Raw genomic sequence first — 25,342 nt, 5'->3', positions numbered from 1 at the left:
GTACATGCTCCAGCTCTTCGACATCGATGATTCGGTCCAGCCGATCGACGCGCGGCTGCTGCGCGACGGCGCGATCAGCATCGGGCGCGACACCAAATGCGACTGGCCGATCGCCGATCCCGATCGTGCGCTCTCGCGGGAGCATTGCGAAGTCGCGGTATCAGCCGACGGACTGATCATCCGCCCGATCGGCACCAATGGCGTCTTCAATGACGATACTGGCGATCGGCTTTCCGATCTGGTCGACGTGCCCGTGGGCGTGCCCTTCACGTTACGAATGGGGCGCTTCCGCATCGCCGCGACGCGGGCGCCGCTCGATGACGAGCCCACCGATACTTCGCGCACGATGGTGCTGACGCCGCCACTCGGCGCATCGACTGCGATCCCGACCGACTGGGCCGATGCCCAACCAATCGCGGCATCGGGCGGCGAATCGCTGCTCGAGGCTTTCTGCCGCGGGGCCGGACTCGATGCGTCGCTGCTTTCGAGCGAGGAGCCGGTCGAGGTGATGGAACGCGCCGGCGCAGTCTATCGCCAGATGGTGCTCGGCATCGCCGACCTGATGGTCGAGCGCGATCGCGCGCGCGGGCGCTACAATCTCAGTCGCACGACGATCGGCGGCACCGGAAACAATCCCTTCAAATGGGCACCGACCCAGCGGCTGGCGATCGACTTGCTGCTTTCGGGCGTCGGCGGCTTCCTGTCGGGCCCCGCGGCGATCAGCAGTTCGCTTCAGGACGTCAAACGCCATCTGATCGCGACCTTTGCCGGGCTGCAGGCGTCGCTTCATCGGTCGGTAGCGACCTTCGACCCGAAGGACATCGACGCCGCCGTCACGAAGAACAGTTCGCTCCTCAAGAGCAAGCATGCACTGCAAACACAGGAAATCGAGACGCGGCATGCCGATCTCACTCGGCAGCTCGAAGGCGAGGAGGGCACGCTCGACCGCGCCTTCGTCCAGGCCTATGCCGCTGCCGAGCAAGGCAAATGAGCGCTGCCCTGGCGAAGTCCGTCTCCGTTCCCGATGAAGCCTCCAGCGCCTTTCATTCGGTATCGCGGAGCCATGTCGGGCGCGTTCGCAAGGTCAATGAGGACCGTGTGCTCGACCGGCCCGACCGTTCGCTCTGGGCAGTAGCGGACGGGATGGGCGGGCATCGGGGCGGCGACATTGCCGCCGATCTCGCCATCTCCGCGCTGCGTGGGCTGGCGGATGCGCCGGCGCCGATCACACGAGAGGCGATCCTTGCCGCGCTCAAGCGCGCCAATGGCGAGATCCTCGCGCGCGGCGAGACTGCCGGCGGCGTCATTGGTTCGACGATCGTGGTGCTGCATATCGCCGATGGCGCGGCGCAAATCTTCTGGGCGGGGGACAGCCGCGCCTATCGCGCACGGCATGGTCATTGGGAACAGGTCACCAGCGACCATAGCCTCGTTCAGCAACTGATCGACCAGGGCTTGATCGATCGCGAGCAGGCAGCGCGCCATCCGCAGGGGCATGTGATCACCCGCGCACTTGGCGTCGAGGACTCGGTGGAGCTTGAAACCCTGGCGTTTCCCGTCGAGCAAGGGGCGTTGCTGATGCTGTGCTCGGATGGGCTGAGCCGATCGTTAGACAACGCTATCCCGACGAATTTCGTCGTTCTAGATCAGCAGGCCGGGGACCAGATCCTTGCAAACGCACTCGAGAAAGACGGTAGCGATAACATTAGTTTCGTGCTCATCGCCGGCGGCGAAGCGCTGCGCTCCTGAGCAGTCCCGGGGTAATCCGCGGATTTCCGCGATTGTGCCGTTGACTTCCTGATATCAATTAGTAGGCTGTGATACCAGCATGTGATACGACCATGCTTAATTATGATAGCGCTACCATAAATGGCAGCGCGAAGCGGCGCATGGATCAAGCGGGATAACTCGCGTCCGGTGTCGGATGGCCGCCTGAACGGGCGGCGCTGGAGGGGAGTTCTGATGAGCAATCACTATACGCGTTCGCGTCTGCTTTGCGGAGCGGCATTCGCCGCGGCAGGACTGTTGCAGGCCATTCCGGTTCTGGCGCAGGCTGCGTCCCAGCCGAGCACCGTAACGACTCAGGAAGCCCAGCCCGAACCGGCTGCCGAAGTGCAGGACGACGCCGGGATCCTCGTCACGGGCTCGCGCATCGCCCGCAACGGCTTCGATGCCTCCACCCCGGTCAATGTCATCGGTGCCGAGGACATCAAGCTCTCGGGCAACCTCAACATCGAGAAGACGCTCGCGCAGCTGCCCCAGGCGATTGGATCGCAGCTGGGCAGCGCGACATCGAACACCGTGCCGGGCGGCTTTGCCGATGTGAACCTTCGCGGCTTCGGCGCGACGCGCAACCTCGTGCTGGTCAATGGCCGCCGCTTTGCGATCTATGGCCCCGAGCAGGTCGTCGATCTCAATACTATCCCCTCGACGCTGATCGAGCGGACCGAGATCGTCACTGGCGGCTCGTCGGCGGTCTACGGCTCGGACGCGATCACCGGCGTGGTCAACTTCATCACCCGCGACGATTTCGAGGGGCTCGAGACCCGCTTCCAGTTGAACGTCGACTATCCGACCGGAACGCCGGTCTATAATGTCGATCTCACCGCCGGCGCCAACTTTGCCGATGGCCGCGGCAATTTCGTCGTCTCGGCCAATTACCTGATGCGCAACAGCATCACTCGCGGCGAGCGCGGCGACTTTGCGTTCGAATCGCTGTCGGACGGCTGCACCGTACCCGGCTCGGGCAACCGTGACACCAGCGGCACGCCCTTCGCGGTGCCGGGTGGGCAGACCTGCACCAGCGCTGGCGGCGAGCTTGGCTTCCTTGCTGGCGGTTCGGGCGACATCCCCAATGGCCGCTTCTCGGGAATCCCGGCTGCGGGCGGGGCTAATGCTGCGCTCAACGCGGCCTATGCCGCGGCGGGGCTGGGCGGGCTCGGCTCGCGCGGTTTCACCTTCGACAGCGCCGGGACCGCCGCGCGGCCTTCGATCACGCCGCAGGATGACTTCAACCTTGGTCCAGACAATTACCTGATCCAGCCGCAGGAGCGCTGGATGGTCAACAGCGTCAGCCACTACGACCTGACCGACGGCATCACCGCCTATATGGAGCTCCATTACTCGCGCAACAAAGTCGCGGCGCGGCTGGCACCGACCAATGTCGGGTCGCCGACGCTGTTCAACGTCAGCAATCCCTATCTCAGCCCGCAGCTTCGCGAAGTGTTCCGCCAGCTCGATCTTGCCGAGACCGGCACGATCACGGTCGCGAGCGGCACCGCGTCGCGTACGACGGTGGCAGGCGACGGGCTGGCGGTCGTCACCGCTGGCCGGCGCTATGTCGAAGTCGGGCCGCGCAAGGCGACCGAGACCCGCGACGTCTATCGCGGCGCGTGGGGCATTCGCGGCGATCTCGGCAGCGTTTCCGAGGATGTGCTGAGCAACCTCAAGTTCGACCTGTACTACACCCACTCACGCAGCGAGAACACGTTGCTGCTCCAGAACGCGCTCTCGCGCAGCCGCCTCCAGACGTCGCTGCTCTCGGCGGGCGGCGCCGCGCCGGTGTGCAACATCTTCGGCCAGAACGTCTCGACTGCGTGTACCAGCGCGATCGCGATCAGCGCGACCAACCGCACGCTCGCCACCCAGCAGGTTGCCCAGGGCAGCGTGACCGGCGAGCTGTTCAAGCTTCCAGCCGGGCCGCTCGGCTTCTCGGTCGGCGGCGAGTGGCGCAAGACCAGCGCGACCTTCAGTCCCGACGCCTATCTCTCCTCGGGCGACGTCGCCGGCTTCAATCCCGGCCTGCCGACCAAGGGCGGCGTCACGGTCAAGGAAGGGTTCGGCGAAGTCCGCGTGCCACTGATCCACGACACGCCACTCATCGACAGCCTCGTCGCCAACGGTGCGTTCCGCTACTCCGATTACAGCCTCGACGGCGTCGGCGGGGTGTGGACCTATCTGGGCGGAGTCGACTGGAAGGTCAGCCCCGACCTCGCCTTCCGCGGCCAGTATCAGCGGGCGATCCGCGCGCCGAACGTCGGCGAGCTGTTCGGCGGCACCACCCGGGTGACCGGCGTCGCCACCGATCCGTGTTCGAGCCGGGCTCCGGCCGCGCAGCAGACCGCCGCGGTCCGCGCGGTCTGCATCGCCACCGGGGTTCCCGCAGGCCAGGTGTTCGGTGCCGGCGTCCAGCCCAACACGATCTTCCCGGCCGATTTCGGCGGCAATCCGAACCTCGGCGCGGAGAAGTCCGACACCTATACGCTCGGCGTGGTGTTCACGCCGCGCTTCGCACCGCGGCTCTATATCAGCGTCGACTATTTCAACATCACGCTGAACGGCGCGATCGCGGCACTGGGCGGCGGCCTGCAGAACACGCTCAACCTCTGCTACAACGTCCTCCAAGACGCCAACAGCGAGTTCTGCCAGGCGATCAACCGCAGCCCGACCACCGGCGAGATCAACGACCCCTATGTCGCGCAGATCCGCAACGCCAACACCGGGGCGCTCAAGACCTCGGGGATCGATTTCGCCGCGCGCTACCATCTCGAAGCCGGCCGCATCGGCTCGTTCGATCTGGGAACCAACGTCACCTATCTCTACGAATTCACCTCGACCCCGGTCGAGGCATTCCCCAACATCAAGAATTACTGCGCCGGATCGTTCGGGCCGACCTGCGGCCAGCCGCTGCCCAATTGGCGCGGGATCAGCCGCGTGACCTGGAATATGGACGATGCGTTCAGCCTGAGCCTGCGCCATCGCTATATCGGCAAGGTCACCACCGACCGTTACATCGTCCCGACGCGCCAGGGTTCGACCTCGGCACCCGCGCTGTCGAGCATCGCCTATCCGACGCTGGCGGCGCAGAATTACTTCGACGTTTCGTTCGACTTGTCGGTCAACGACAAGGTCGAAGTGTTCGGCGGGGTCAACAACGTCACCGGGCACTTGCCGCCGGTCACGACCCAGGGGCCGAACGCCAATACCTGGTCGGCGACCTATGACGTGCTGGGAAGTGAGTTCTTCCTCGGCGCGACGTTCAAGTTCTAAGGCCTAAAGGGGGCGCGGCGGGCTGGAGCGCAATCGCGCCCCGCCCGCCAAGCTCGCGTTCCGGAGCAACGTTATGATCCTCGACCGGCGTAGAATGCTTCTCGGCGGCACGATCGGCGCGGTTGCGCTGCTGGGCGGTACTCCAGTGCGGGCCTTGACCTTGGCGGATCGGGCGCGGGGCTGGATCGATGTCCGCGATTTTGGAGCCAAAGGCGACGGCCATGCGATCGACACGCCGGCGGTCAACAAGGCGATCGACCATGCCGCAGCGCGCGGCGGCGGGACGGTGTGGTTCCCCGCGGGCACGTATGCCTGCTACACGATCCGGCTGAAGAGCAGGGTCACGCTCCACCTCGACAATGGCGCGACGATCCTCGGGGCGGCGGCGCCACAGGACGGCCGCGGCGGCTATGACCTTGCCGAGCCGATGGATCCGGCGATCTCGAGCTTCCAGGATTTCGGTCACAGCCATTGGCGCAACAGCCTGATCTGGGGCGAGGGGCTCCACGATATCGCGATCACCGGCCAGGGGCTGATATGGGGCAAGGGGCTCGGCCGGGGCGACGGCAAGGACGCCTGGCTCAAGGATCCCAACGGCCCCGGCACCGGCAACAAGGCGATCGCGCTCAAGAATTGCCGCAACGTCACGCTGAGCGACTTCAAGATCCTGGAGGGCGGCTGGTTCGCGCTGCTCGCGACCGGCGTGGACAATCTGACCATCGACAATGTGCTGGTCGATACCAACCGCGACGGCTTCGACATCGATTGCTGCAGGAACGTCCGCGTCTCGAACTGTACGGTCAATTCGCCGTGGGACGACGCGATCTGTCCGAAGAGCAGCTATGCGCTCGGCATGCCGCGGGTCACCGAGAACGTCACGATCTCGAACTGCCTCGTCACCGGCAACTACCAGGTCGGATCGGTGCTTGCGGGCACGTGGAAGAAGATGCCGGCCGAGTTCGCCAAGGACATCCATGGCCGGATCAAGTTCGGCACCGAGACCAATGGCGGCTTCCGTAACATCACGATCACGAACTGCATCTTCGAGGACAGCCGCGGGCTGGCGTTCCAGACGGTGGACGGCGGCATGGTCGAGGACGTCACGGTATCGAACCTGACGATGCGCGGGATCGTCAATGCGCCGTTCTTCCTGCGGCTCGGCAAGAGGATGCGCGGGCCGGCAGGGCGGCCGATCGGGACGATGCGGCGCATCTCGATCCAGAATGTGGTCAGCTCGGGCGCGAACCTGCTGCCCTCGGTGATCGCGGGGCTGGCCGATCACCCGATCGAGGATGTGCATTTCGCCAATATCCATCTTCACCATGTCGGTGGCGCACCCACCGCAATGGCGGCGCTACGCCCGCCCGAGGCCGAGCTTGGCTATCCCGAGGCGACGATGTTCGGGGACTTGCCGGCGAGCGGCTTCTTCATCCGCCACGCGCGCCGCGTCTCGATGCGCGATGTCGAGATCGCAGTCGCGGCGCCGGATCCGCGCCCGGCCTTCAGGCTGGAGGATGTCGAGGATGCCGATTTCACTGGCGTCCGGGTACCCAAGGGGGCGGCCTTCTCGTTGGACAAGGTCGTCAACTTCCGCACCGCGGGAAATCGCTGGCTCAAGGATCGGGTGATCGACGGGCCCGTGTCGGGAAGGTTCTAGACCGAACTTGCTTCAGCCGTTCGCGGCTGACCGTAGAGGCGCATCGAGCGGGTGCGACGACAGTGAGCCGAAGTGCTCGAAATGTTGGATTCGCGCCGCCCAATTTTACGTTTTTCACGGTGAATCGGCAATTGTCTTGCGTGGCGTGGTAATATTGTTGCGCTGGGACGAGATCAACTAGACGGTTTCAAAGAGCGGTCTGCCAAAGGCTGGCGGGTCGAGCAAAGCAGCCGAAATCCTACATTGCAAGCAGGCGCCATATGGTGGGCCGGCCGCGGCCTTAAATGGTATTTGCTGGTCCGCTAGCGACTCGCGGCTCTCAGGAGCCGAGCGCAGTTCCTCAAAACAGTTGTTTATCAATAGTCTAGAGGTTCCTTTCCTTAGGAAAAACCGATGGACGAATCAATGGTACTCGTATGATACTGACCGCAAAATCGGAGGTCGTAATGCCTGAGGTCGTATCAGCGGTGTTCGCGGGACTGGCGGTTGCGGTGTCGCTATGGGTGATGTTTCAGACAACGCGTTCGCAGCGATCTGCTACGACGATAGACATTTGGAAAGTCTGGATATCCAAAGAGTACCGGGCCTATCGCGTGAGGGCCTATAACTTGATCAAGGATGCTAAGGAGGCGGGGCCGGTCGGGGAGGCTCCCCGCTTCGCGCCTCTTTTAGAAGACCCGGATGCCGAAGAGGCCATAGGAAGCGTTGAACACTTCTTCGCGGAGGTGGACTCCGCCATTTCGAGCGGGATGCTGAACAATAGGCTTTTTGGAGCTCTATTTGGAAGAAGTGTTTGCGACTGGCAATATTTGCTTTTGGGATTCGATCGTCGCGGAGCAGACGCATTTAGCGACTCGGAAATCGGATTAATCTTTGGGCGACTTGAGCAGCACTGTAAGAAATCCGGAGAAGCTCATGTGCCGATCACATCTCGCCGTGAAGCACAGTTGATCGCACGCGATCCGTGAAGGTCAGGCGACTGAGTAATTTTCCCTAACCGATTGCTATAAGCACACCATTTCAAAATGGGTCCGGTACGTTTGAGGTTGGGAGCCATTTTTGCTCTACATGGCGATGGCGGCAACGAGAGCTATAGCGGCCGTTGGCCCGTTCTCCGGTCGAACCTCAGCTTCGGGGCAGGAGCGCAGAATGCTGAACGACCGACTTTGGGGCGCAGGCCGCCCTTGATGGAACGTCCGCAATTGGGGCGATAGCGGTAGTTCGGCTATGCCTTGGTGAACTAGGCGAACACTCCGATCACCGACTTTACCTCGAGGAACTCGGCGAGGCCGAACTTGCCGTGCTCGCGGCCGTTGCCGGATTGCTTGTAGCCACCGAAGGGGAGGTTGGGATCGGGCTGGCCGCCATTGACGTAGATCATGCCCGCGCGAAGCCGCGGCGCGACGCGTTTCACCGATTCCGCGTCGCCGAACAGGACTGCCGACAGGCCGTAATCGGTGTCGTTGGCGATGCGGATCGCGTCTTCCTCGTCCTCGTACGGGATGATCGTGACGACGGGTCCGAAGATCTCCTCGCGCGCGATCGTCATGTCGTTGCGGACGTTGGAGAAGAGCGTCGGCTTGACGAAATAGCCGGTCTCCACGCCGTCGGGACGGCCGGGGCCGCCGGTTTCCAGCTTGGCGCCCTCTTCGAGCCCCTTGGCGATCAGGCCCTGGATCTTGTCCCATTGGGTCTTGTTGACCACCGGGCCGATATGGCGGCCTTCCTGCGCGGGGTCGCCGGTCTGAGTGGCCTGCATCATCTGCGCGGCGAGCGCTGCGACCTGTTCCTGCAAATGCCGTGGCACGAGCAGGCGGGCAGGGGCGATGCAGCTCTGACCGGAGTTCATCAGTACACTGAACAGTGTGCCGGGGACCGCCTTGGCGATGTCGGCGCTCTCAAGGACGACCGAAGGCGACTTGCCGCCCAGTTCCTGGTGGACACGCTTGACCGTGTCGGCGGCATTCTTGGCAACGAGGATGCCGGCGCGCGTCGAGCCGGTGAAGCTGACCATATCGACGTCGCGATGCGTCGACAGTGCGGTGCCGACGCCGGGGCCGTCGCCATTGACGAGGTTGAACACGCCGGCGGGTACGCCGGCGGCGTCCATCACTTCCGCGAAGATCGCGGCGCAGCTCGGCGCTTCCTCGGAGGGCTTGAGGATCATCGTGCAGCCGGCGGCGAGGGCGGGGGCGACCTTCGAGACGATCTGGTTGAGCGGCCAGTTCCACGGGGTGATCATCGCGACCACGCCGATCGCTTCATGGACGACCAGGCTCTTGCCGATCTGCTCCTCGAACTGGAATTCCTGGAGCGCGCGTGCGGCGGACATCAGGTGGCCGATGCCCGAGCCGACCTGCGCGGTCCTCGCGAGGCTGAGCGGCGCGCCCATTTCGAGGCTGATCGCCTCGGCCATGTCGCCGGCGCGCGCCTTGTACGCTTCGAGGATGCGCTCGATCAGCGCGATGCGTTCTTCGACGCTGGTGCGCGAGAAGCTTTCGAAGGCGCGTTTGGCTGCGGCGACTGCCTTGTCGACATCGGCAGCGGAGCCCAGCGTGATCTCGGTGATGGCGGCTTCGGTGGCGGGATTGATCACTTCGTGGCGGGTGCCGCCGTCGCTCTCTACCCAGACGCCGTCGATATACTGCTTGATGTAGCTGCGCATCCCGCCTCTCCGATTCGAACTTCCGGTATGGCGTCTAGATGGCGGGCCGCGGGGACGGTTGCAAGCTGCAACCTTGTCGCGCCGGGCGGACAAAGCAAAACGCCCGGACCTTGCGGCCCGGGCGTTCCGTTCATTCCAGGCTCGAAGATTACGAGCTGTAGTACATGTCGTATTCGACCGGGCTCGGGGTCATTTCCCAGCGGGCGACTTCGCCGCGCTTGATTTCGACATAGGCCGCGATCTGATCCTTGGTGAACACGTCGCCCTTGAGCAGATAGTCCTGATCGGCTTCGAGGCTGTCGAGCGCTTCGCGGAGCGACGCGCAGACGGTCGGGACCTGCTCGAGCTCGGCCGGGGGCAGATCGTACAGGTTCTTGTCCATCGGATCGCCCGGATGGATGCGGTTCTGGATGCCGTCGAGGCCGGCCATCAGCAGCGCTGCATAGCAGAGGTACGGATTGGCGAGCGCGTCCGGGAAGCGGAACTCGACGCGCTTTGCCTTGCTGCCCGCACCATAAGGAATGCGGCACGAGGCCGAGCGGTTACGCGACGAATAGGCGAGAAGCACCGGCGCTTCATAGCCCGGGACCAGCCGCTTATAGCTGTTGGTCGACGGATTGGTGAAGGCGTTCAAGGACTTGGCGTGCTTGATCACGCCGCCGATGAAGTAGAGGCACATGTCGCTGAGGCCCGCATAGCCGTTGCCGGCGAACAGCGGATTGCCCTTGTCCCAGATCGAGATGTGGGTGTGCATGCCCGAGCCGTTATCTTCCTTGATCGGCTTGGGCATGAAGGTCGCGGTCTTGCCATAGGCATGCGCGACCTGGTGCACGACATACTTGTAGATCTGCATACGGTCGGCGGTTTCGACCAGCGTGCCGTAGGTCAGGCCGAGCTCGTGCTGCGCGGCGGCGACTTCGTGGTGATGCTTGTCGCAGGGCAGGCCCATTTCGAGCATCGTCGCGACCATCTCGCCGCGGATGTCGACGGCGCTGTCGACCGGCGCGACGGGGAAATAGCCGCCCTTGGCGCGCGGACGGTGGCCGAGGTTGCCGGCTTCATATTCCTTGCCCGAATTGCCGGGCAGCTCGATGTCGTCGATCGCGTAATAGCTGGTCGAATAGCTGTTCTCGAAGCGGACATCGTCGAACATGAAGAACTCGGCCTCGGGACCGACATAGACCGTGTCGCCAATGCCCAGCGTCTGCAGATAGGCTTCCGAGCGCTTCGCGGTCGAACGCGGATCGCGCGAATAGAGCTCGCCGGTCGAGGGCTCGACCACGTCGCAGACCAGGATCAGCATCGGCGTCGCCGAGAACGGATCGACCCAGACCGCGTCGAGATCGGGCTTGAGGATCATGTCGGACTCGTTGATCGCCTTCCAGCCCTCGATCGAGGAGCCGTCGAACATCAGGCCGTCGGTCAGCTCGTCCTCGCCGAGGATCTTCGCGACCATGGTCAGATGCTGCCACTTGCCCTTGGGGTCGGTGAAGCGCAGGTCGATCCACTCGATCTCCTGATCCTTGACCATCTTAAGGATGTCATTGGCCGAGTTCGCCATTTTCGTAAGCCCTTTCGCTCTCTTTCGTACGCCCGCCGAATCGGGCAATAAAATTACCTGTGCGTGCGCTGCAATATTACAGTGCTGCGCTGCGTCAAATGGCGTTCTCGTTGCGCTCGCCGGTGCGGATGCGCAGTGCGGTCTCGACGGGGATCACGAAGATCTTGCCGTCGCCGATCCGCCCGGTCTGCGCCGCGGCGGCAATCGCCTCCACGACACGGTCGGCGAGCGTGTCGTCGACCACCACCTCGAGCTTCACCTTGGGGAGGAAATCCACCACATATTCCGCGCCGCGATAGAGCTCGGTATGGCCCTTCTGGCGGCCGAAGCCCTTGGCTTCGGTGACGGTGATGCCGCTGACGCCGACTTCGTGCAGCGCCTCTTTCACTTCATCGAGCTTGAACGGCTTGATGATCGCTTCGATCTTTTTCACGTGTTCCCCCAAAGGAAATGAGGCAGTCCCCGTAGCGCGCGACTGGCAACAACCGTGCCAGAGACAGAGTCGAGGATGCCCCTCCGGTTGCATGCCGCGCAAGGCGAAACAAGTGCCTGTCAAACGGGCAGCGGTGATTGCCGTGCCTCATTCGACGGCAGGCGGGCCCTTGCAGACGCGGCAGCTTCCGCCGCCGACTGGAACATATGTTATATTTGCACGTTCTTGCATCAGTTGAACCATATCGGAAATTGCCGTGGGCCTGTTGCCGAATGTCCCTGCCGAATTGTGGCGTGTCGACGCATCCGGGCGCTCCTCGGGCAGCGTCGTGGCGCGGGGGCCGCTGGTCATCATGGCGCACAGCCTGCTCGCGATCGACGCGGCGCGGCGCGACGGTTTCAAGATCCGCAGTTCGCTCGGCGAGATCGATGCCGAGCAGGCGCGTGAGGCGCTGCGGCGCTGGACCATTCCGCCGCATCTCCTCGACAAGGCTGCATGACAGCAAACGCGTAACCGGCGCTCGCACCGCCTGACGATCTGTATTAGGAAAACGCCGCGGCCGAGGGGATGGCCGTGCGTCAAGAACAGATCGGAAGAGCCAGCGACGATGAAAATCCGTATGATTCTGGGCACCGCGCTTGCGGCCGCACTCGCACTCGGTGCCACGCCCGCCGCGGCACAATTCGGGGGGCTGGGCGGCCTCGCCAAAAAGGCCGGCATCGGCCTGCCGAGCCTGCAAAAGGCGCCGATCACCACCAGCCTGCCGGACGCGAAATGGGGCGACCCGAGCAAGGACGGCTTCACGCCGCGAGAGCCCAAGCGCAACCTGGCGACGCTGCAGCGCACGCCGAATGGCGGCTTCTTGCTCCAGCCGGGCTATTATGAATTCCACGACCAGAGCTATTGCCTGAAGGCGGGCACGCACGGTCCGGGCGGCGGCGACGGCTATCTGTTCGGCCCGACCAAGGGCCCGGCGGAAGATGCCGTGATCACGATCCTGCGCAATTCGGTGAACCGTCCCGAGATCAGCCAGCAGAAGATCCAGACGCTGCTCTGGGCGATCATCGCGCGCGCCAAGTTCGAGGACCTGTCGACCGAGCACAAGGCAGTCGCCGCGGCGCTGCTGACGCCGCGCCAGCTCGCCTCGCTCAACCGCAACGCGCTCGACATGCTTACCAGCGGGCCGATCGCGGACAATCTGCCGAGCGGCGTGCGCCAGGTGCTCCAGGCCGAGGCGGACCTGCGCCGAATGCTGGCATCGCCGGGCACCAGCTTCGCCGAACTGGAGCGCGTCGCCGTTCTGTCGGGCATGGCGCCGATGGGGCCGGGCAGCCGCGACGTCCCGTCGGGCCGGTGGAGCGCGCATCCGGACGGCTATTGGGTGCGCTATCTGCCGCGGGGCTACAGCAACACCGTGGTCAACATCTGGGTGCCGCAGGACAGCGCCGGCGTGGGCAGGGAATATGATCCCGCCACGCACATCGCGGTGCCCGGGAACACCAACAGCCAGCGCCTCGCCCAGTCGGGCCGGGCGTATGGAGGGCATTGATCCCTGACTTCCTTCTCCCGTGGGGAGAGGTTGCGCAGACGTAGTCTTCGCGAAGCGAAGGCTTAGTCGGAGCTGGGTGAGGGTTGCACAGGTTCAGGCTGCGGTGCAGCCTGAACCTGTGCATCCTAACGGGAGCGGGACACCCTCACCTAGCTCCGCTAGGCAGCAAGCTGCCAAGCCTCGCTACCTCTCCCCCAGGGAGAGGCGTTTAGTAAGGCGGCTGGTGCAGGCCCTTGGGGCTGGTCGTGAAGATCTCGCAGCCGGTTTCGGTGATGCCGATCGAATGCTCGAACTGCGCCGAGAGCGAGCGGTCGCGAGTCACTGCCGTCCAGCCGTCGTCGAGCAGCTTCACGTCTGGGCGGCCGATGTTGATCATCGGCTCCACCGTGAAGAACATGCCGGGACGCAGCTCCGGGCCGGTGCCGGGGCGGCCGACATGGACCACTTCGGGCGCGTCGTGGAAGATCTGTCCGAGGCCATGTCCGCAGAAATCGCGGACCACGCCGTAGCGGTGCTTCTCGGCATGCTGCTGGATCGCGTGGCTGACGTCGCCGAGATGGTTGCCGGGCTTGGCCTGCTCAAGACCCAACATCAGGCATTCATAGGTGACATCGACCAGCCGGCGCGCCTTGATCGGCACATCGCCGGCCAGGTACATCCGGCTGGTGTCGCCGTGCCAGCCGCCGAGCATCGGCGTGACGTCGATATTGACGATGTCGCCGTCCTTGAGCGTGCGCTCCGACGGGATGCCGTGGCAGACGACATGGTTGATCGAGATGCAGCAGCTGTGCGTGTAGCCGCGATAGCCGAGCGTCGCGGGCACGCCGCCCGCGGCGATCGTCATGTTGCGGACGATGTCGTCGAGTTCGGCGGTAGTTACGCCCGGCACGACATGCGGCACGAGCGCGTCAAGGATCTGCGCGGCAAGCTGGCCGGCCTTGCGCATGCCTTCGAAGCCCGCGGGCCCGTGGAGCTTGATGGCGCCGTCGCGCGCCTGCGGCATGTCTTCGGTGACGGTGACATATTCGGTCATGCGCGGCGATATAGGCGTTTGCGTGGCGGTTTGCGAGGCTCTACGCCATCGCGATGAGCGAGCGCATCTGGACAGCGGCACTGGTGGTGATCGGCGACGAGATCCTGTCCGGGCGGACCCAGGACAAGAATGTCGCGCAGCTTGCGACCTGGCTCAACGTCCAGGGAATCCGGCTGGCCGAAGTGCGGATCGTGCCCGATGTCGAGGCCGCCATCGTCGAGGCAGTCAACGCACTGCGCGCCCGCAACGACTATCTGTTCACCACCGGCGGCATCGGGCCGACGCATGACGACATCACCGTCGACGCGATCGCCGTGGCGCTCGGCGTGCCGGTGATTGTCCACCCTGGTGCGCGCGCGGTGCTTGAAGGCTATTACCAGACCCGCGGCGGCCTGACCGACGCGCGGCTGCGTATGGCGCGCGTGCCAGAAGGCGCCGACCTGATTCCCAACCGGATGTCAGGTGCACCGGGCATCCGCTGGGACAACATCTTCATCCTGGCGGGCGTGCCGCACATTACCGCGGGCATGCTCGACGCGCTTACCGGCACGCTGGAGGGCGGGCTGCCGGTGCTGTCGCGTACCGTCGGCGCGTGGGTTGCCGAGAGCGAGATCGCCGATCTGCTGGGCGCGACCGAGCGTGCGCATGACGGCGTTTCGATCGGCAGCTATCCCTTTTTCCGCGAGGGGCGGACGGGCGCAAATTTCGTGGTGCGGGCGACCGATCAGGCTACGCTCGATGCCTGCGCCGACGCATTGGTCGAGGGGCTTGCGACCAAAGGGCTGGAGGCGATCGAAGGGGGAATCTGATTTGCCGGGAACACACATGACGGAATCGCGAAGACCTTTCGGCTTCTGGACGGCGACGGCGCTGGTGATCGGCAACATGATCGGTTCGGGCTTTTTCGCGCTGCCCGCGCAGCTTGCCCCCTTCGGCTTTACCAGTGTTGTCGCCTGGATCGCGGCCATCGCCGGCGCGATGGTGATCGCCTGGGTGATCGCCGGCCTGTCGCGCGCGATGCCCGAGGCGACGGGAACGCTGGCGATCTGTGCCACGGCGCTGGGCCCGCTGCCCGGCGTGCTGATCGCGTGGACGATGTGGGTCGGCGTGTGGGCAGCCAATGCGTTCATTGCGCTCACTGCGATACGCTATCTCGCGGTGTTCTGGCCGCCGCTTGCCGCATCCTCGCTGACCCTGGTGCTGGCGGCAGTCGCGCTGCTCTGGCTGGTTACGCTGATCAACCTGCGCGGGGCGCGGACGGCGGGAAGCTTCCAAGTGGTGACGACGCTGATCAAGCTGGTGCCGCTCGCCGCTATCGTCCTGCTGCTCGGGCAATTGGGCGCGGCGGGCGACCTTGCCGCCGACACCCATCCGCATGCGCCGTTCGATCCCGGCCAGCTCGCCTCGGCGGTCACGCTCGCCTTTTTTGCGATGGTCGGGTTCGAGTGCGCCGGAGTGGCCGCCGAACGCGTGCGCGATCCCGCACGGACGATCACGCGGGCGACGCTGACCGGCGTCGGACTGACCGGGCTGCTCTATCTGATTGCCTGTTCGGGAATCATTTTCGCGATGCCGCAGGAGGCGGTGGCGGGCGCCAACGCACCTGTCTCGTTGTTCGTGGAGACCTTCTGGGGCCGCGGCGCGGGATTGGCCATTGCCGGCTTTGCCGCAGTGGCGGCGATCGGTGCGCTCAACGGCTGGACGCTGCTCCAGGGCGAAGTGCCGCTCGGTATGGCGCGCGCCGGCGTGATCCCTGCGCGGATCGGACGCACCAATGCGCGCGACGTGCCGGTAGCGGCACTGCTGGCATCGACGATCCTCGCCAGCGTGCTCGTGCTCAGCAACGCCTCTCGCGACACCGCGGCGATCTATGACTTCATGCTGCGCGTGACGACCGCTGCGACACTCTGGTTCTATGCAGGTGCGTGCCTGTCGGCGCTGGTGCTGGGTGTGGTGCGGCCGGTCGCGGCGATCGGGCTGGTCTTCGCTTTATGGGCGATCTGGGGCGCCGGATACGAAGCGATCCTTCTCAGCCTGCTGCTGATGGCGACGGCGATCCCGCTCTATCTGATCCGCGGCTCAGCCGAACAGGCGGCCGAGCAGGCTCCGATCGCGTAGGATCTCGTGCGCCGCATTATGGCCCGGCGCGCCGGTGACGCCGCCGCCGGGATGCGTGCCCGCGCCGCACATGTATAGGCCGGCGATCGGCCCCCGATAATCGCCATGGCCCAGCACCGGGCGTGCGGCCCAGAGCTGATCGAGCGACATGTGGCCGTGCATGATATCGCCGCCGATCAGCCCGAACTTGCGCTCCAGATCGAGTGGCGAATGGATCTGGCGGGCAATCACCGATGACTTGAAGTTGGGCGCGTGCTTGGTGACCGTATCAATGATGCGGTCGGCGGCGGCTTCGCGTTCGTCGTCCCAGCTGCGCCCGTCGGGCAGCGTCGGCGCGAATTGCTGGCAGAACAGCGCGGCGACGTGCTGGCCGGGCGGGGCGAGGCTGTCGTCCATCGTGCTCGGGATCGTGATCTCGACAATGGGTTCGTCGGAAAAGCCCTTGGCGCGCGCGCTGGTATAGGCGCGGTCCATATAGTCGAGCGTCGGGCAGATCATGATGCCGGCGGTATGGTGTTCGCCCTTGCCCGGCAAAACCGTGAAGTCGGGCAGTTCGGACAGCGCCACGTTCATCCGGAAGGTGCCCGATCCGGCCTTGTACCCGTCCATGCGGCGGGCGAAGTCGGCGGGCATGTCGCTGCGATCGACAAGCTGGCGGTAGAGCAGGGCAGGGCCGACATTGGCGGCGACGACCTTGGCGGCAATCTCCTCGCCGCTCTCCAGCCGCACGCCTGCGACCTTGCCACCATCGACCAGCAATTTCGCGACCGGTGCTTCGAGGCTGATCTCGACGCCCGCTTCGACGCACGCCTGCGCCATCAGCTGCGTGATCGCGCCCATGCCGCCGATGCTGTGGCCCCAGGCGCCCTTCTTGCCGTTCACTTCGCCGAAGACGTGGTGCAGCAGCACATAGGCGCTGCCGGGCGTATCGGGGCTGGCATAGTTGCCGACCACGGCGTCGAAGCCGAAGGCCGCCTTGACATAGTCGTTCTCGAACCAGCCATCGAGGAAGTCGCGCGCGGACTTGACGAACAGGTCCATCGTGTCGCGCTGCGCTTCGATCGACATGCCGGCGAGCCGCTTGCCCTGCGCCGCCGCCGAGAGCAGCGCGCGGATGCCGCCGCCGGCGTTGGGCGGCGTCTTCAGCGCCATGTCGCGCAGCACTTCGGCGACGCGCTCCAGCGCCGCCTCGTACAGCGGAAAGGCCCCGGCATCCTTGCTCGAAAAGCGTGCGAACTCGTTGGCGGTGCGTGCGCTGCCCCCGCCGAGCTTCAGATAGCCGCCGTCGTGCGGCAGGAAGTTGCTGATCTGCCGCTCGACCACGCGCCAGCCGCGTTCATAGAGGCGCATGTCGGCGATCACCTTTGGCCGGAGCAGGCTGACGGTGTAGCTCGCCGTCGAATTGCGGAAGCCGGGGTGGAATTCCTCGCTCACCGCCGCGCCGCCGACGACATGCCGCCGCTCGAGCACCCGGACCTTGAGCCCGGCGCGTGCCAGGTAAAAGGCGCAGACCAGCCCGTTATGCCCGCCGCCGACGATCAGCGCATCGGTGCGGCGAGTCATGCCTACTTCGCGAGCTCGGAGATCACGCGCTTGTAGAAGGTGATCGCCGGGGCGATTTCGCCCACCGGGATGCGCTCGTTAAGGCCGTGCGCGAAGCTGTCGCTCGACTTCATGAACAACGGGCTGACGCCGTAGCTCGGCACGCCCTTGCCCCGGAACCACATGCTGTCCGTCGCGCCCGACGACATCACCGGGACCACCGGCGCTTCGGGGAAGCGCGCGTGAACAGCCTTGGCGATGACCTTCATCAGCTCGGGGCGCAGCGGCGAGGCGTCGCTCGGCACCGATCCGCTTTCGACCTTGACCACCTTTACCGCCGGATCGGCAACCAGCTCGGCGAGCTTGGCCTGGACCTGCGCGATCGGCGTGCCGGGGAAGATCCGGCAATTGATGTTCGCAGTGGCGCGCTGGGGCAGCGCGTTGGTGGCGTGGCCGGCATTGGCCATCGTCGCGACGCAGGTGGTGCCGGTCTGGCCGACGAAACCGGGATCGGCGCGGAGCGCTGCGCGGGCCTCGGCATCCTCGGGATTGGCGGCAAAACGGCGCATCGCGTCGGCAAGCCTGGTGTCGGCGGTGCGGGCGGCGGTTGCGGCCCAGCTTGCCCTGGTGATCTCGTTGACCTGGCCGGGGAATTCGAACGCCTCGATCTTCGCCAGCGCGGCGGCGAGCTGGTAGATCGCATTGGGCTTGCGGGGTGCGCTGGAATGGCCGCCGGGATTGACGACGCTCAGCTGGAAATCGGCGTAGGTCTTCTCGGCGCCCTGGACGCCGAACATCACCGGCTTGCCGGCTTCGTCCATGTCGCCGCCGCCGCCGTCGATGTTGAGCAGCAGCTCGGCGTCGTGGAATTCGTTGGCGAGCGCGGCAGTAGTCTTCATCGCCGTCTCCTCGTCGCCCGAGAACAGCATCACGATGTCGCGGCCCGGCTTGAAGCCCTCGCGCTTAAGCTGGATCATCGAGGCAGTGAAGGTCGAGACGTCGAACTTGTTGTCGCTGGCGCCGCGGCCGAACAGATAGCCGTTCTCGACCACCGGGGTGAACGGATCGCGCTCCCAATCGGCCGGCTTGGCCTCGACCACATCCATATGCCCGGAGATCAGGATCGGTTTGGCGCCGTTCTTCGCCTTGCCGGTGCCGCGATAGCGCGCGACCAGATAGGCGGTGTCGCCGAGCTTCTCGACGCGGACATCGGCATCGGCGAACCCGCCGGCGACGAGCTGCGACTTTAGGTAGCTGGCATAGTCGAAGGTCTGGTTGCCGGCGCCGGAGACGGTGCGGAAGGCGACGCCGCGCTTGAGCAGTTCGAGTGCCTGGGCCTCGGCCTGCGGATTGGTCTGCGCATGCGCGGAGCCGGCGGCGAGCGCCACTGCGAGAAAAGCCGCGAAGTGACGCATGGGGCGGGAGCTCCGATCAGAAGGATGGAGCGGGTGAAGGGTATCATCCGCTAACCCACGTCGCTAACGAGACGGCGAATTCGCGTCAATCTGCATCGGGGCGGACAGCCCCTGAAGGTCCGCTATCGGGTGGCTCGCAGTCCGACCGCTTCTGGCTCCGGTGGCGCCATTAGCTGCCGTTGCACCCGTTCCGCTCGGAGTTTATTCTTCACGCCGGAGGCGACATGGCAAACGAGTTTCTGATCGATGGAATGCTGTCAGGAACTGGTGTTCGCAACGCCGTCGACGGCGGCTACGTCGATCCGAAATCCCTCGGCCTGTCGGATCGTCTCTCAGACCGCATTGCTACGTGGCAGGCGCAATACGAAGAGGTGCACTTCGCTGGCTTCCCAAATCATCGCGTAGCCGAACTCGACAAGGAGGGTGAGGCGCTCGCGTCGATGGTCAGTGAAGAACTGAGCGGCGCATTGGTCGGCTATTTCTCCAACGGGTTCATGAAGCGCTTGGATTAGGTCCGCTCTCGGGCAAGGCAAGCCGTGAGACTAATGGCCGACTTTGCGGCGATTGCGGATTGGCAGCTTTTGGCGTCCGCTTCCCCGATAGCGAATGGCAGAGATCGGGTGGATTGCGGACATTGCCCTCGTCCGGCTGTTAGCGCATCCTACGCCGCATGGCTCCGAACGATCTCGACGCTCTGCTTGAACTTGTCCACGACGAACAAAGCTTTGGCTCGTTCCTTCATGCGTTGGCGGCAGACTTTGAAGCCGATCGAGCGATGTATGAGGCGAATCCGGAGGAGTATAAGTACTCGTCCGGCCCGCTCGGCTGGGAGGTCGGGACAATCTCGGACCTTCTCTACGGCGCAGCCGCCGAAGCGGGGCGGCGACCACCTCTCCGGCCGCACGTCGCCGAAAACCCTTGGAAACGCTGCGCTGAAATGCTGCTGACTGCCAAGATAATGGAGTAGCGCCTTTACGCGGATTGAGCCTACTCCACGAGTGCCCGACCGGCGGGATTGTCCGCTACCGGGGCGTTAGCCGACCGTCCGCATTTTCGGTCATCTCAATCCCTCGATTTAGGAGGGATGGAGCGGGTCTTCGGGAGGAGACCGGGGAGCGGGTGAAGGGAATCGAACCCTCGTCGTAAGCTTGGGAAGCTTCTGCTCTACCATTGAGCTACACCCGCGCGGCAGCCCGGTTGCCACAGGGTGGGGCGGGCGGTCAATCGGCGAATGCGTGCATGCGCGAAAGCGCGGGTGGCTTGACTGCTTCCGTAGCGGCAGGGGATGACAGGGGCATGAAACGCCTGCTCGCCTCGCTCGCTCTGCTGTTCGCCGCAGTCCCCGCCGCTGCGCAGATTCCGCATCTGAAGAACGACCAGCTGATCGTCGATGGCAAGCCGTTCCTCGTGCTGGGCGGCGAGCTGGGCAATTCGAGTGCTTCGGATCGCCAATGGCTGGGGCCGCATTGGGCACGGCTCAAGGCGATGCATCTCAACACGGTGCTGGCGCCGGTGAACTGGGAGCTGATCGAGCCGCAGGAGGGAAAGTTCGACTTCACGACCGTCGGCTGGCTGATCGAGGATGCACGCGCGCATGACTTGCGGCTGGTGCTGCTGTGGTTCGGCAGCTGGAAGAACTCGATGTCGACTTACGTGCCCGCCTGGGTGAAGCGCGACGAGAAGCGCTTTCCGCGGACGACCGATGCGCGCGGCAAGGCGCAGGAGATATTGTCGGCGTTCGGCACCGCGACGCGCGACGCCGATGCCAAGGCCTTCGCGGCGCTGATGGCGCATCTCAAGAAGATCGACGGCGATCGCCATACGGTGATCATGGTGCAGGTCGAGAACGAGATCGGCTTCCTGCCGACGGCGCGCGAGCGCGGGCCGGTGGCCGAGGCGGCGTTCGCGAAGTTCAGGGGTTCGGAGGAGGCGTTCACTGCCAATGCCTATGCGCGGTTCACCGAAGCAGTGACACGGGCGGGCAAGCGCGAATATGCGCTGCCGATGTTCGTCAACGGGGCGCAGGGACGGCCCGGAAAATTACCCGGCGAATATCCGAGCGGTGGGCCGCTGGCGCATCTGCTGGATGTGTGGCGCAAGGCGGCGCCGTCGCTCGATTTCCTGGCGCCCGACATTTATTTCCCCAACTTCTCCGGGATCGTCGCGGGCTATGTCCGACCGGGCAATCCGCTGTTCGTGCCCGAGGCGAACAATGCCGGTGATCCGCGCGCGGCGGCCAATGCGTTCGGCGTGATCGCCCGGCACCGCGGGATCGGCTTCAGTCCGTTTTCGATCGAGAGCATAGATGCAGGCGGCGCGGCGAAGCTGGGCGCGCTGTACGGCCTGCTCGACAGCATGACGCCGGAGATCGTGCGTGCGCAGGCGAGCGGGCGCATCGCGGGCTTCTCGCCAACGGTGAGCTTCGAGGGGGCGGTGGACGAGACGCCGCAGGTCCAGACGCTGGGCGGCTATCGCTTCACGGTGAGCTTCGTCGATCCGTGGACGGCGAAAGACAAGCAGGTGCCTGCCGAGCATGGCGGCATGATCCTGTGGCTGGGCGGCGAGGACTATCTGATCGCCGGGGGCGGGATCACGGTCACCGTCGAACCTGCCGACGGCAAGGGCCGGGTCGGGCTCGACCGCGTCGAGGAAGGCCGGTTCGTCGATGGGAAATGGGTGCCCGGCCGGACGCTGAACGGCGACCAGACGCACCAGGGCCGCCATGTCCGGTTGCCGCCGGACGCGCAGGGTGTCCAGCGAGTCCGGCTGTATCGTTACGGCTGAGAAGCGACCAAACGCCGGCTCGCGCGTTGCGGCGGGCATGGAAACACTGTGGTTCATCACCAATCCCAACTCCGGCACTGCCACCCGCGCCAAATGCGAAGCACTGGAGGCCGTGTTCGAAGAGAGCGGGCTGAAGCTCGCCGGGCGGACCGAATTCCCCGACCAGGGCATGCCCAAGCCCAAGGAGCTCGACGAGGCGGGGGTCGATACCGTGGTGCTGTTTGCCGGTGACGGGACGATCAACGCGGCGCTCTGCGCACTTGAGAGATGGGAAGGCGCGTTCCTGATCCTGCCGGGCGGGACGATGAACCTGCTCGCCAAGGGGCTCCACGTCGAGACCGATCCGCACAAGATCCTCCACGCCGCGCACCAGAGCACCCGCCGGGTGGCACTGCCCTATGTCATCGCCGGCAAGCATCGTGCGTTCGTCGGTCTCATCCTCGGCCCGGCCGCCGCATGGGGCCGGGCGCGCGAGGCGGTGCGCAAGGGCAGGTTCGGCCGGCTGGTCGGTGCGGCCAGGGCGGCTTGGCGCAAGACTTTCGACGGGCGCGGCATCCGCGTCGAAGGCGCGCCGGGGCTGGGCGACGATTACCAGGCGGTGTTCGTCACGCCCGATCTCGACGGCCTGCATGTCGCGGGCGTCGATGCGCGCGACCTGGGATCGATCGCGCAGCTCGGCTGGGACTGGCTGACCGGCGACTGGGTCGCCGCGCGCGCAGTCAGCGAGACGCGGACCGGGGAACTGCGCGTGCGGGGCCGAAAGCCCGCTCAGGCGTTGTTCGATGGCGAGCCGGTGATGCTCCAGCCGCATGAGAAGATCCGCTCGGGCAAGAGCCTCGAGACGTTCATTGCCACCCGCACGGATGAGGAGGTGCCGGCGACATGACCCGCCTGTTTCACGTCAGCGACGTCCATTTCGGGCGCGAGGATCGCGAAGCGATCGATTGGTTCGGCGCCAAGGTGAAGGAAGAGCAGCCCGACGCCGTCATCATGACCGGCGACCTGACGATGCGTGCGCGGGCCAAGGAGTTCGAGGCGGCGGGCAAATGGCTCGAGAGCCTTGGCCGGCCGGTGACGGTCGAAGTCGGCAACCATGATCTGCCCTATTTCAACCTGTGGGCGCGGTTCGTGACGCCCTACAAGCGCTACATCGCGATCGAGCGTATGATCGAGAAGCCGCTCGACCTGAAGGGCGTCAGCGTGGTGCCGCTCAAGACCACGGCGCGCTTCCAGTTCCGTACCAACTGGTCGAAGGGCTATGTCAGCACCCGATCGTTGCAGGAATCGCTCGCGCTGGTCGAGGCAGTGCCCAAGGACGACCTGATCTTCATCGCCGCGCACCACCCGCTGATCGAGGCGGGGACGATGGCGACATCGAAGACCCGGCGCGGCCGCGAATCCCTCGATGCGCTCGCGACCGCGGGAGTGCATGCGGTGCTGACCGGGCATGTCCATGACCCGTTCGACATCGCGCACGAAGTGGCGGGACGGACGGTGCGGCTGATCGGCGCGGGGACGCTGTCGGAACGTGTGCGCAGCCAGCCGCCATCGTTCAACGAGATCCGGATCGACGGAAGCAGCTTCGAGACGATCGCCCGGTTCAAGGGCGAGGCAAGCGTGGCGCTGTAAGCTCCCCTCCCTTTCAAGGAGGGGAGAAACTATGTGCGCGTCAGATCCTGCCCGAACACCAGCAGGTTGCCATCCGGCGCCACCACCATCAGCTCGCGCTGGCCATAGATCTGGTCGATCGGGCCGTAGAGGTCGCCATCGTTGAGCAAAGTCGCCTTGGGCGCCAGCTCGGCCTCGACTGCGGCAACGTCGTTCACATCGACATAATAACAGAAGCGGCGATTGCCCGGGGGTGCGCCTTCGTCGCCGACATTCTCGACCAGCCGGAACGCCGCCGCCTCACGCTGGACATAGGCATAGATGCCCTGGCGGAAGCGGCATTCGAAGCCGAGGATGTCGGTGAAGAAATGCACCGCCGATTCTAGGTCCGGCACATGCATGAACGGCGTGACGCGATAGAAGTTCGGCGCGCCCTCCGCCGAGGTCTCGGTCGCCGCCACCTCGTGATAATGCAGTTCCATCGGCCCAATCTCCCTCCACTGCGCGGATAGCTGCGCACCATGGAAGGAATGTGATCGAACGCCGTTAAGCGCGGAACAACCCTAGCGGGCCGCGGCCGCCGGTGCTCCAGGTCGACCAATTTGGGAAGACATAGGGCATGTCGGCATCGCTGACGCCATGCCAGCGGGCGATTGCGCCGATATATTCCTCCTGCGCCACCGCAGGCACGAAGCGGCCTTCGTTGCTGACGTCGTTGACGCCGCCGATCACCGGATCGGGATAGGCGCCGAAGATGCCGCCCGGCGTGACGTTGCCGCCGACGACGAGGTGATTGCCGCCCCAGGCGTGATCGGTGCCGTTCTGGGCATTGCCTTTGAACGTGCGGCCGAAGTCGCTCATCGTGAAGGCCGTGACGTTCTCGCCCATGCCGATCGACTGCATTGCGCGGTGGAAGCCGGCGAGCGCCATGGCGAGGTCGCGAAGCAGATTGGCATGGGTGCCGGTATCGTTGTTTCCGCCGCCGACCTGGCCCGAATGATTGTCATAGCCGCCCTGGCTGACCAGGAAGGTCTGGCGGTCATGGCCGAGCGTCGAGCGCGCGGCGATCATGCGGGCGACGCGCATCAGCTGGCGGGCGACGTCGCTGGTCAGCGCCGCGCCGGTGTCCGGATTGACGAAATAGCCATCAATCGAACTGGTCGCGCTGATGATCGTGTTGGCAGTCACCGCCTGGCCATAGGAGCCGACGATGTCACGGGCCGTCGCTTCCGTCATCGCGCCATAGCCGCCGCCGTTGGCGAGCGCGTCGATCGCGGCGTTCTTGGCTTGATTCGCGGCATTGCCGCCGGTGCTGAAGCCGCTGCGGCCGAGCGTGCCTGTCGATGGGAGGACCAGCGCCGAGCTGGTCCGGCCGATCGTGGCGAGATTCGAGCCGGCCAGCGAGATCGTCGAAGGCGTGCCGGTGGCGACCATGCGATCGGCCATGCGGCCCATGAAGCCATCGATGCTGACATCGCGTGCGCGCAGCCCCTGCCAATGCGCCTGCTCGTCGGAGTGGCTCATCAGGTTGGTCGGACGCAGATCGGCGCGCGATTGATAGGTCGATTTGGTGAGCGGCGCGAACAGCGTGCCGGCGTTGAGCACCAGCGCCAGGCTGCCCTCGTCCCAGATCGGCCGCAGCGCCGCCATCGACGGGTGCAGCGCATAATTGGCATTGGTCAGCGGCGTCAGCGCCGCCGCCTTGATGCCGACCGAGCCGCGCGAGGCGAGATAGGTCGCATGCCGGGCGTCGGTGGGGATCACCATGTTCCAGCTGTCGTTCCCGCCGAACAGGAACACCCCGACCATGGCGCGGTAATTGCCGTTGGGCGCGGCCATCGCGCTGGTGCGGCCGAGCTGGCCCATGGCGGCCATCGCACCGGTGCCGGCAACGAGGCGAACGAAATTGCGGCGGGACAAGGTCATCT

The 25,342-nt window shown here is 65.2% G+C and carries 22 protein-coding genes and 1 tRNA gene; 14 read left to right on the top strand and 9 right to left on the bottom strand.

What is annotated here, in order from left to right; translation table 11 throughout:
• Positions 1–4: 4 nt before the first annotated feature.
• From BXU08_RS09270 to BXU08_RS09250, 5 genes are all read left to right on the top strand, one after another.
• Positions 5–991: a type VI secretion system-associated FHA domain protein gene (locus BXU08_RS09270; RefSeq protein ID WP_253190324.1), complete on the top strand. Its 987-nt coding sequence runs from the start codon at positions 5–7 to the stop codon at positions 989–991.
• Complete coding sequence (locus BXU08_RS09265) at positions 988–1,749, top strand: PP2C family serine/threonine-protein phosphatase (RefSeq protein WP_077509801.1); 762 nt, start codon at positions 988–990, stop codon at positions 1,747–1,749. The genes BXU08_RS09270 and BXU08_RS09265 overlap by 4 nt, the downstream gene beginning before the upstream one ends.
• A gap of 213 nt (positions 1,750–1,962) precedes the next feature.
• Positions 1,963–5,049, top strand: a complete 3,087-nt coding sequence (locus tag BXU08_RS09260) for a TonB-dependent siderophore receptor (RefSeq protein ID WP_077509800.1) — start codon at positions 1,963–1,965, stop codon at positions 5,047–5,049.
• A 73-nt stretch (positions 5,050–5,122) separates the two neighbouring features.
• Positions 5,123–6,706, top strand: coding sequence for a glycoside hydrolase family 28 protein (locus BXU08_RS09255; protein WP_077509799.1), 1,584 nt, complete (start codon positions 5,123–5,125; stop codon positions 6,704–6,706).
• Between the two features lie 446 nt (positions 6,707–7,152).
• A complete protein-coding gene (locus BXU08_RS09250; protein WP_150125480.1) occupies positions 7,153–7,674 on the top strand; it encodes a hypothetical protein in 522 nt (173 codons plus the stop codon).
• A gap of 272 nt (positions 7,675–7,946) precedes the next feature.
• Here BXU08_RS09250 and BXU08_RS09245 read toward each other — a convergent pair whose 3' ends face one another.
• From BXU08_RS09245 to BXU08_RS09235, 3 genes are all read right to left on the bottom strand, one after another.
• On the bottom strand, positions 7,947–9,371 hold the full coding sequence (locus tag BXU08_RS09245; RefSeq protein WP_077509797.1) for an aldehyde dehydrogenase family protein: 1,425 nt from the start codon (positions 9,369–9,371) through the stop codon (positions 7,947–7,949).
• A 148-nt stretch (positions 9,372–9,519) separates the two neighbouring features.
• Positions 9,520–10,932 carry a type I glutamate--ammonia ligase gene (gene glnA / locus BXU08_RS09240; RefSeq protein WP_077509796.1) on the bottom strand — a complete coding sequence of 471 codons (1,413 nt, stop codon included), beginning with the start codon at positions 10,930–10,932 and terminating at the stop codon, positions 9,520–9,522.
• 94 nt (positions 10,933–11,026) lie between these two features.
• Positions 11,027–11,365 carry a P-II family nitrogen regulator gene (locus BXU08_RS09235; protein WP_077509795.1) on the bottom strand — a complete coding sequence of 113 codons (339 nt, stop codon included), beginning with the start codon at positions 11,363–11,365 and terminating at the stop codon, positions 11,027–11,029.
• 256 nt (positions 11,366–11,621) lie between these two features.
• Here BXU08_RS09235 and BXU08_RS09230 point away from each other — a divergent pair, with 256 nt between their 5' ends.
• Positions 11,622–11,864, top strand: coding sequence for a hypothetical protein (locus BXU08_RS09230; RefSeq protein WP_077509794.1), 243 nt, complete (start codon positions 11,622–11,624; stop codon positions 11,862–11,864).
• 108 nt (positions 11,865–11,972) lie between these two features.
• A complete protein-coding gene (locus BXU08_RS09225) occupies positions 11,973–12,914 on the top strand; it encodes a hypothetical protein (RefSeq protein ID WP_150125479.1) in 942 nt (313 codons plus the stop codon).
• Between the two features lie 208 nt (positions 12,915–13,122).
• Here the strand turns inward: BXU08_RS09225 and map are convergent, their stop codons facing one another.
• Positions 13,123–13,947 (bottom strand): type I methionyl aminopeptidase, encoded by an 825-nt coding sequence (map, locus tag BXU08_RS09220; RefSeq protein ID WP_077509792.1) that lies wholly within the window; start codon positions 13,945–13,947, stop codon positions 13,123–13,125.
• Between the two features lie 53 nt (positions 13,948–14,000).
• Between map and BXU08_RS09215 the strand changes: the two genes are divergently transcribed.
• A complete protein-coding gene (locus BXU08_RS09215) occupies positions 14,001–14,756 on the top strand; it encodes a molybdopterin-binding protein (protein WP_077509791.1) in 756 nt (251 codons plus the stop codon).
• 16 nt (positions 14,757–14,772) lie between these two features.
• Positions 14,773–16,065 carry an APC family permease gene (locus tag BXU08_RS09210; protein WP_171982475.1) on the top strand — a complete coding sequence of 431 codons (1,293 nt, stop codon included), beginning with the start codon at positions 14,773–14,775 and terminating at the stop codon, positions 16,063–16,065.
• Here BXU08_RS09210 and BXU08_RS09205 read toward each other — a convergent pair.
• Positions 16,027–17,628: an NAD(P)/FAD-dependent oxidoreductase gene (locus BXU08_RS09205; RefSeq protein WP_077509789.1), complete on the bottom strand. Its 1,602-nt coding sequence runs from the start codon at positions 17,626–17,628 to the stop codon at positions 16,027–16,029. The genes BXU08_RS09210 and BXU08_RS09205 overlap by 39 nt on opposite strands.
• A 2-nt stretch (positions 17,629–17,630) precedes the next feature.
• Positions 17,631–19,022, bottom strand: a complete 1,392-nt coding sequence (locus BXU08_RS09200) for a M20/M25/M40 family metallo-hydrolase (protein ID WP_077509788.1) — start codon at positions 19,020–19,022, stop codon at positions 17,631–17,633.
• A gap of 224 nt (positions 19,023–19,246) precedes the next feature.
• Between BXU08_RS09200 and BXU08_RS09195 the strand changes: the two genes are divergently transcribed.
• Both BXU08_RS09195 and BXU08_RS09190 read left to right on the top strand, forming a co-directional pair.
• Complete coding sequence (locus BXU08_RS09195) at positions 19,247–19,534, top strand: hypothetical protein (protein WP_077509787.1); 288 nt, start codon at positions 19,247–19,249, stop codon at positions 19,532–19,534.
• A 158-nt stretch (positions 19,535–19,692) separates the two neighbouring features.
• Positions 19,693–19,989 (top strand): hypothetical protein, encoded by a 297-nt coding sequence (locus BXU08_RS09190; RefSeq protein WP_077509786.1) that lies wholly within the window; start codon positions 19,693–19,695, stop codon positions 19,987–19,989.
• Positions 19,990–20,136: 147 nt separating this feature from the next.
• Here the strand turns inward: BXU08_RS09190 and BXU08_RS09185 are convergent.
• A tRNA-Gly gene (locus BXU08_RS09185) sits at positions 20,137–20,207 on the bottom strand.
• Positions 20,208–20,318: 111 nt separating this feature from the next.
• On the opposite strand from BXU08_RS09185, the gene BXU08_RS09180 reads away from it, so the two are divergent.
• Genes BXU08_RS09180 through BXU08_RS09170 form a run of 3 tightly spaced genes read left to right on the top strand, consistent with a single transcriptional unit; the run spans position 20,319 to position 23,435 of the window.
• Complete coding sequence (locus tag BXU08_RS09180) at positions 20,319–21,806, top strand: DUF5597 domain-containing protein (protein WP_216352916.1); 1,488 nt, start codon at positions 20,319–20,321, stop codon at positions 21,804–21,806.
• Positions 21,807–21,843: 37 nt separating this feature from the next.
• A complete protein-coding gene (locus BXU08_RS09175; protein WP_077509784.1) occupies positions 21,844–22,692 on the top strand; it encodes a diacylglycerol kinase family protein in 849 nt (282 codons plus the stop codon).
• Positions 22,689–23,435, top strand: coding sequence for a metallophosphoesterase (locus BXU08_RS09170; RefSeq protein WP_077509783.1), 747 nt, complete (start codon positions 22,689–22,691; stop codon positions 23,433–23,435). The genes BXU08_RS09175 and BXU08_RS09170 overlap by 4 nt, the downstream gene beginning before the upstream one ends.
• A gap of 29 nt (positions 23,436–23,464) precedes the next feature.
• Here BXU08_RS09170 and BXU08_RS09165 read toward each other — a convergent pair whose 3' ends face one another.
• Together BXU08_RS09165 and BXU08_RS09160 are read right to left on the bottom strand one after the other, a co-directional pair.
• On the bottom strand, positions 23,465–23,896 hold the full coding sequence (locus BXU08_RS09165) for a glyoxalase superfamily protein (protein ID WP_216352915.1): 432 nt from the start codon (positions 23,894–23,896) through the stop codon (positions 23,465–23,467).
• Between the two features lie 64 nt (positions 23,897–23,960).
• The gene (locus tag BXU08_RS09160; RefSeq protein WP_077509782.1) at positions 23,961–25,340 is read right to left on the bottom strand and encodes a DUF1501 domain-containing protein; all 1,380 of its coding nucleotides are present in this window, start codon (positions 25,338–25,340) and stop codon (positions 23,961–23,963) included.
• Positions 25,341–25,342 lie beyond the last annotated feature (2 nt).

Origin of the sequence: Sphingomonas sp. LM7 (assembly GCF_002002925.1) — a bacterium.
Lineage (GTDB): Bacteria > Pseudomonadota > Alphaproteobacteria > Sphingomonadales > Sphingomonadaceae > Sphingomonas.
This window is presented reverse-complemented; position numbering and strand designations above follow the sequence as displayed.

Excerpts from the sequence above, each read along its gene's own strand:
- BXU08_RS09160 (WP_077509782.1), bottom strand. The coding sequence starts at position 25,340 with ATGACCTTGTCCCGCCGCAATTTCGTTCGCCTCGTTGCCGGCACCGGT.
- BXU08_RS09165 (WP_216352915.1), bottom strand. The coding sequence starts at position 23,896 with ATGGAACTGCATTATCACGAGGTGGCGGCGACCGAGACCTCGGCGGAG.
- BXU08_RS09255 (WP_077509799.1), top strand. The coding sequence starts at position 5,123 with ATGATCCTCGACCGGCGTAGAATGCTTCTCGGCGGCACGATCGGCGCG.
- BXU08_RS09180 (WP_216352916.1), top strand. The coding sequence starts at position 20,319 with ATGAAACGCCTGCTCGCCTCGCTCGCTCTGCTGTTCGCCGCAGTCCCC.
- BXU08_RS09270 (WP_253190324.1), top strand. The coding sequence starts at position 5 with ATGCTCCAGCTCTTCGACATCGATGATTCGGTCCAGCCGATCGACGCG.
- BXU08_RS09265 (WP_077509801.1), top strand. The coding sequence starts at position 988 with ATGAGCGCTGCCCTGGCGAAGTCCGTCTCCGTTCCCGATGAAGCCTCC.
- BXU08_RS09200 (WP_077509788.1), bottom strand. The coding sequence starts at position 19,022 with ATGCGTCACTTCGCGGCTTTTCTCGCAGTGGCGCTCGCCGCCGGCTCC.
- BXU08_RS09260 (WP_077509800.1), top strand. The coding sequence starts at position 1,963 with ATGAGCAATCACTATACGCGTTCGCGTCTGCTTTGCGGAGCGGCATTC.
- BXU08_RS09195 (WP_077509787.1), top strand. The coding sequence starts at position 19,247 with ATGGCAAACGAGTTTCTGATCGATGGAATGCTGTCAGGAACTGGTGTT.
- BXU08_RS09250 (WP_150125480.1), top strand. The coding sequence starts at position 7,153 with ATGCCTGAGGTCGTATCAGCGGTGTTCGCGGGACTGGCGGTTGCGGTG.
- map (WP_077509792.1), bottom strand. The coding sequence starts at position 13,947 with ATGACCGAATATGTCACCGTCACCGAAGACATGCCGCAGGCGCGCGAC.
- BXU08_RS09190 (WP_077509786.1), top strand. The coding sequence starts at position 19,693 with ATGGCTCCGAACGATCTCGACGCTCTGCTTGAACTTGTCCACGACGAA.
- BXU08_RS09225 (WP_150125479.1), top strand. The coding sequence starts at position 11,973 with ATGAAAATCCGTATGATTCTGGGCACCGCGCTTGCGGCCGCACTCGCA.
- BXU08_RS09215 (WP_077509791.1), top strand. The coding sequence starts at position 14,001 with ATGAGCGAGCGCATCTGGACAGCGGCACTGGTGGTGATCGGCGACGAG.
- BXU08_RS09170 (WP_077509783.1), top strand. The coding sequence starts at position 22,689 with ATGACCCGCCTGTTTCACGTCAGCGACGTCCATTTCGGGCGCGAGGAT.
- BXU08_RS09210 (WP_171982475.1), top strand. The coding sequence starts at position 14,773 with ATGACGGAATCGCGAAGACCTTTCGGCTTCTGGACGGCGACGGCGCTG.
- BXU08_RS09205 (WP_077509789.1), bottom strand. The coding sequence starts at position 17,628 with ATGACTCGCCGCACCGATGCGCTGATCGTCGGCGGCGGGCATAACGGG.
- BXU08_RS09245 (WP_077509797.1), bottom strand. The coding sequence starts at position 9,371 with ATGCGCAGCTACATCAAGCAGTATATCGACGGCGTCTGGGTAGAGAGC.
- glnA (WP_077509796.1), bottom strand. The coding sequence starts at position 10,932 with ATGGCGAACTCGGCCAATGACATCCTTAAGATGGTCAAGGATCAGGAG.
- BXU08_RS09175 (WP_077509784.1), top strand. The coding sequence starts at position 21,844 with ATGGAAACACTGTGGTTCATCACCAATCCCAACTCCGGCACTGCCACC.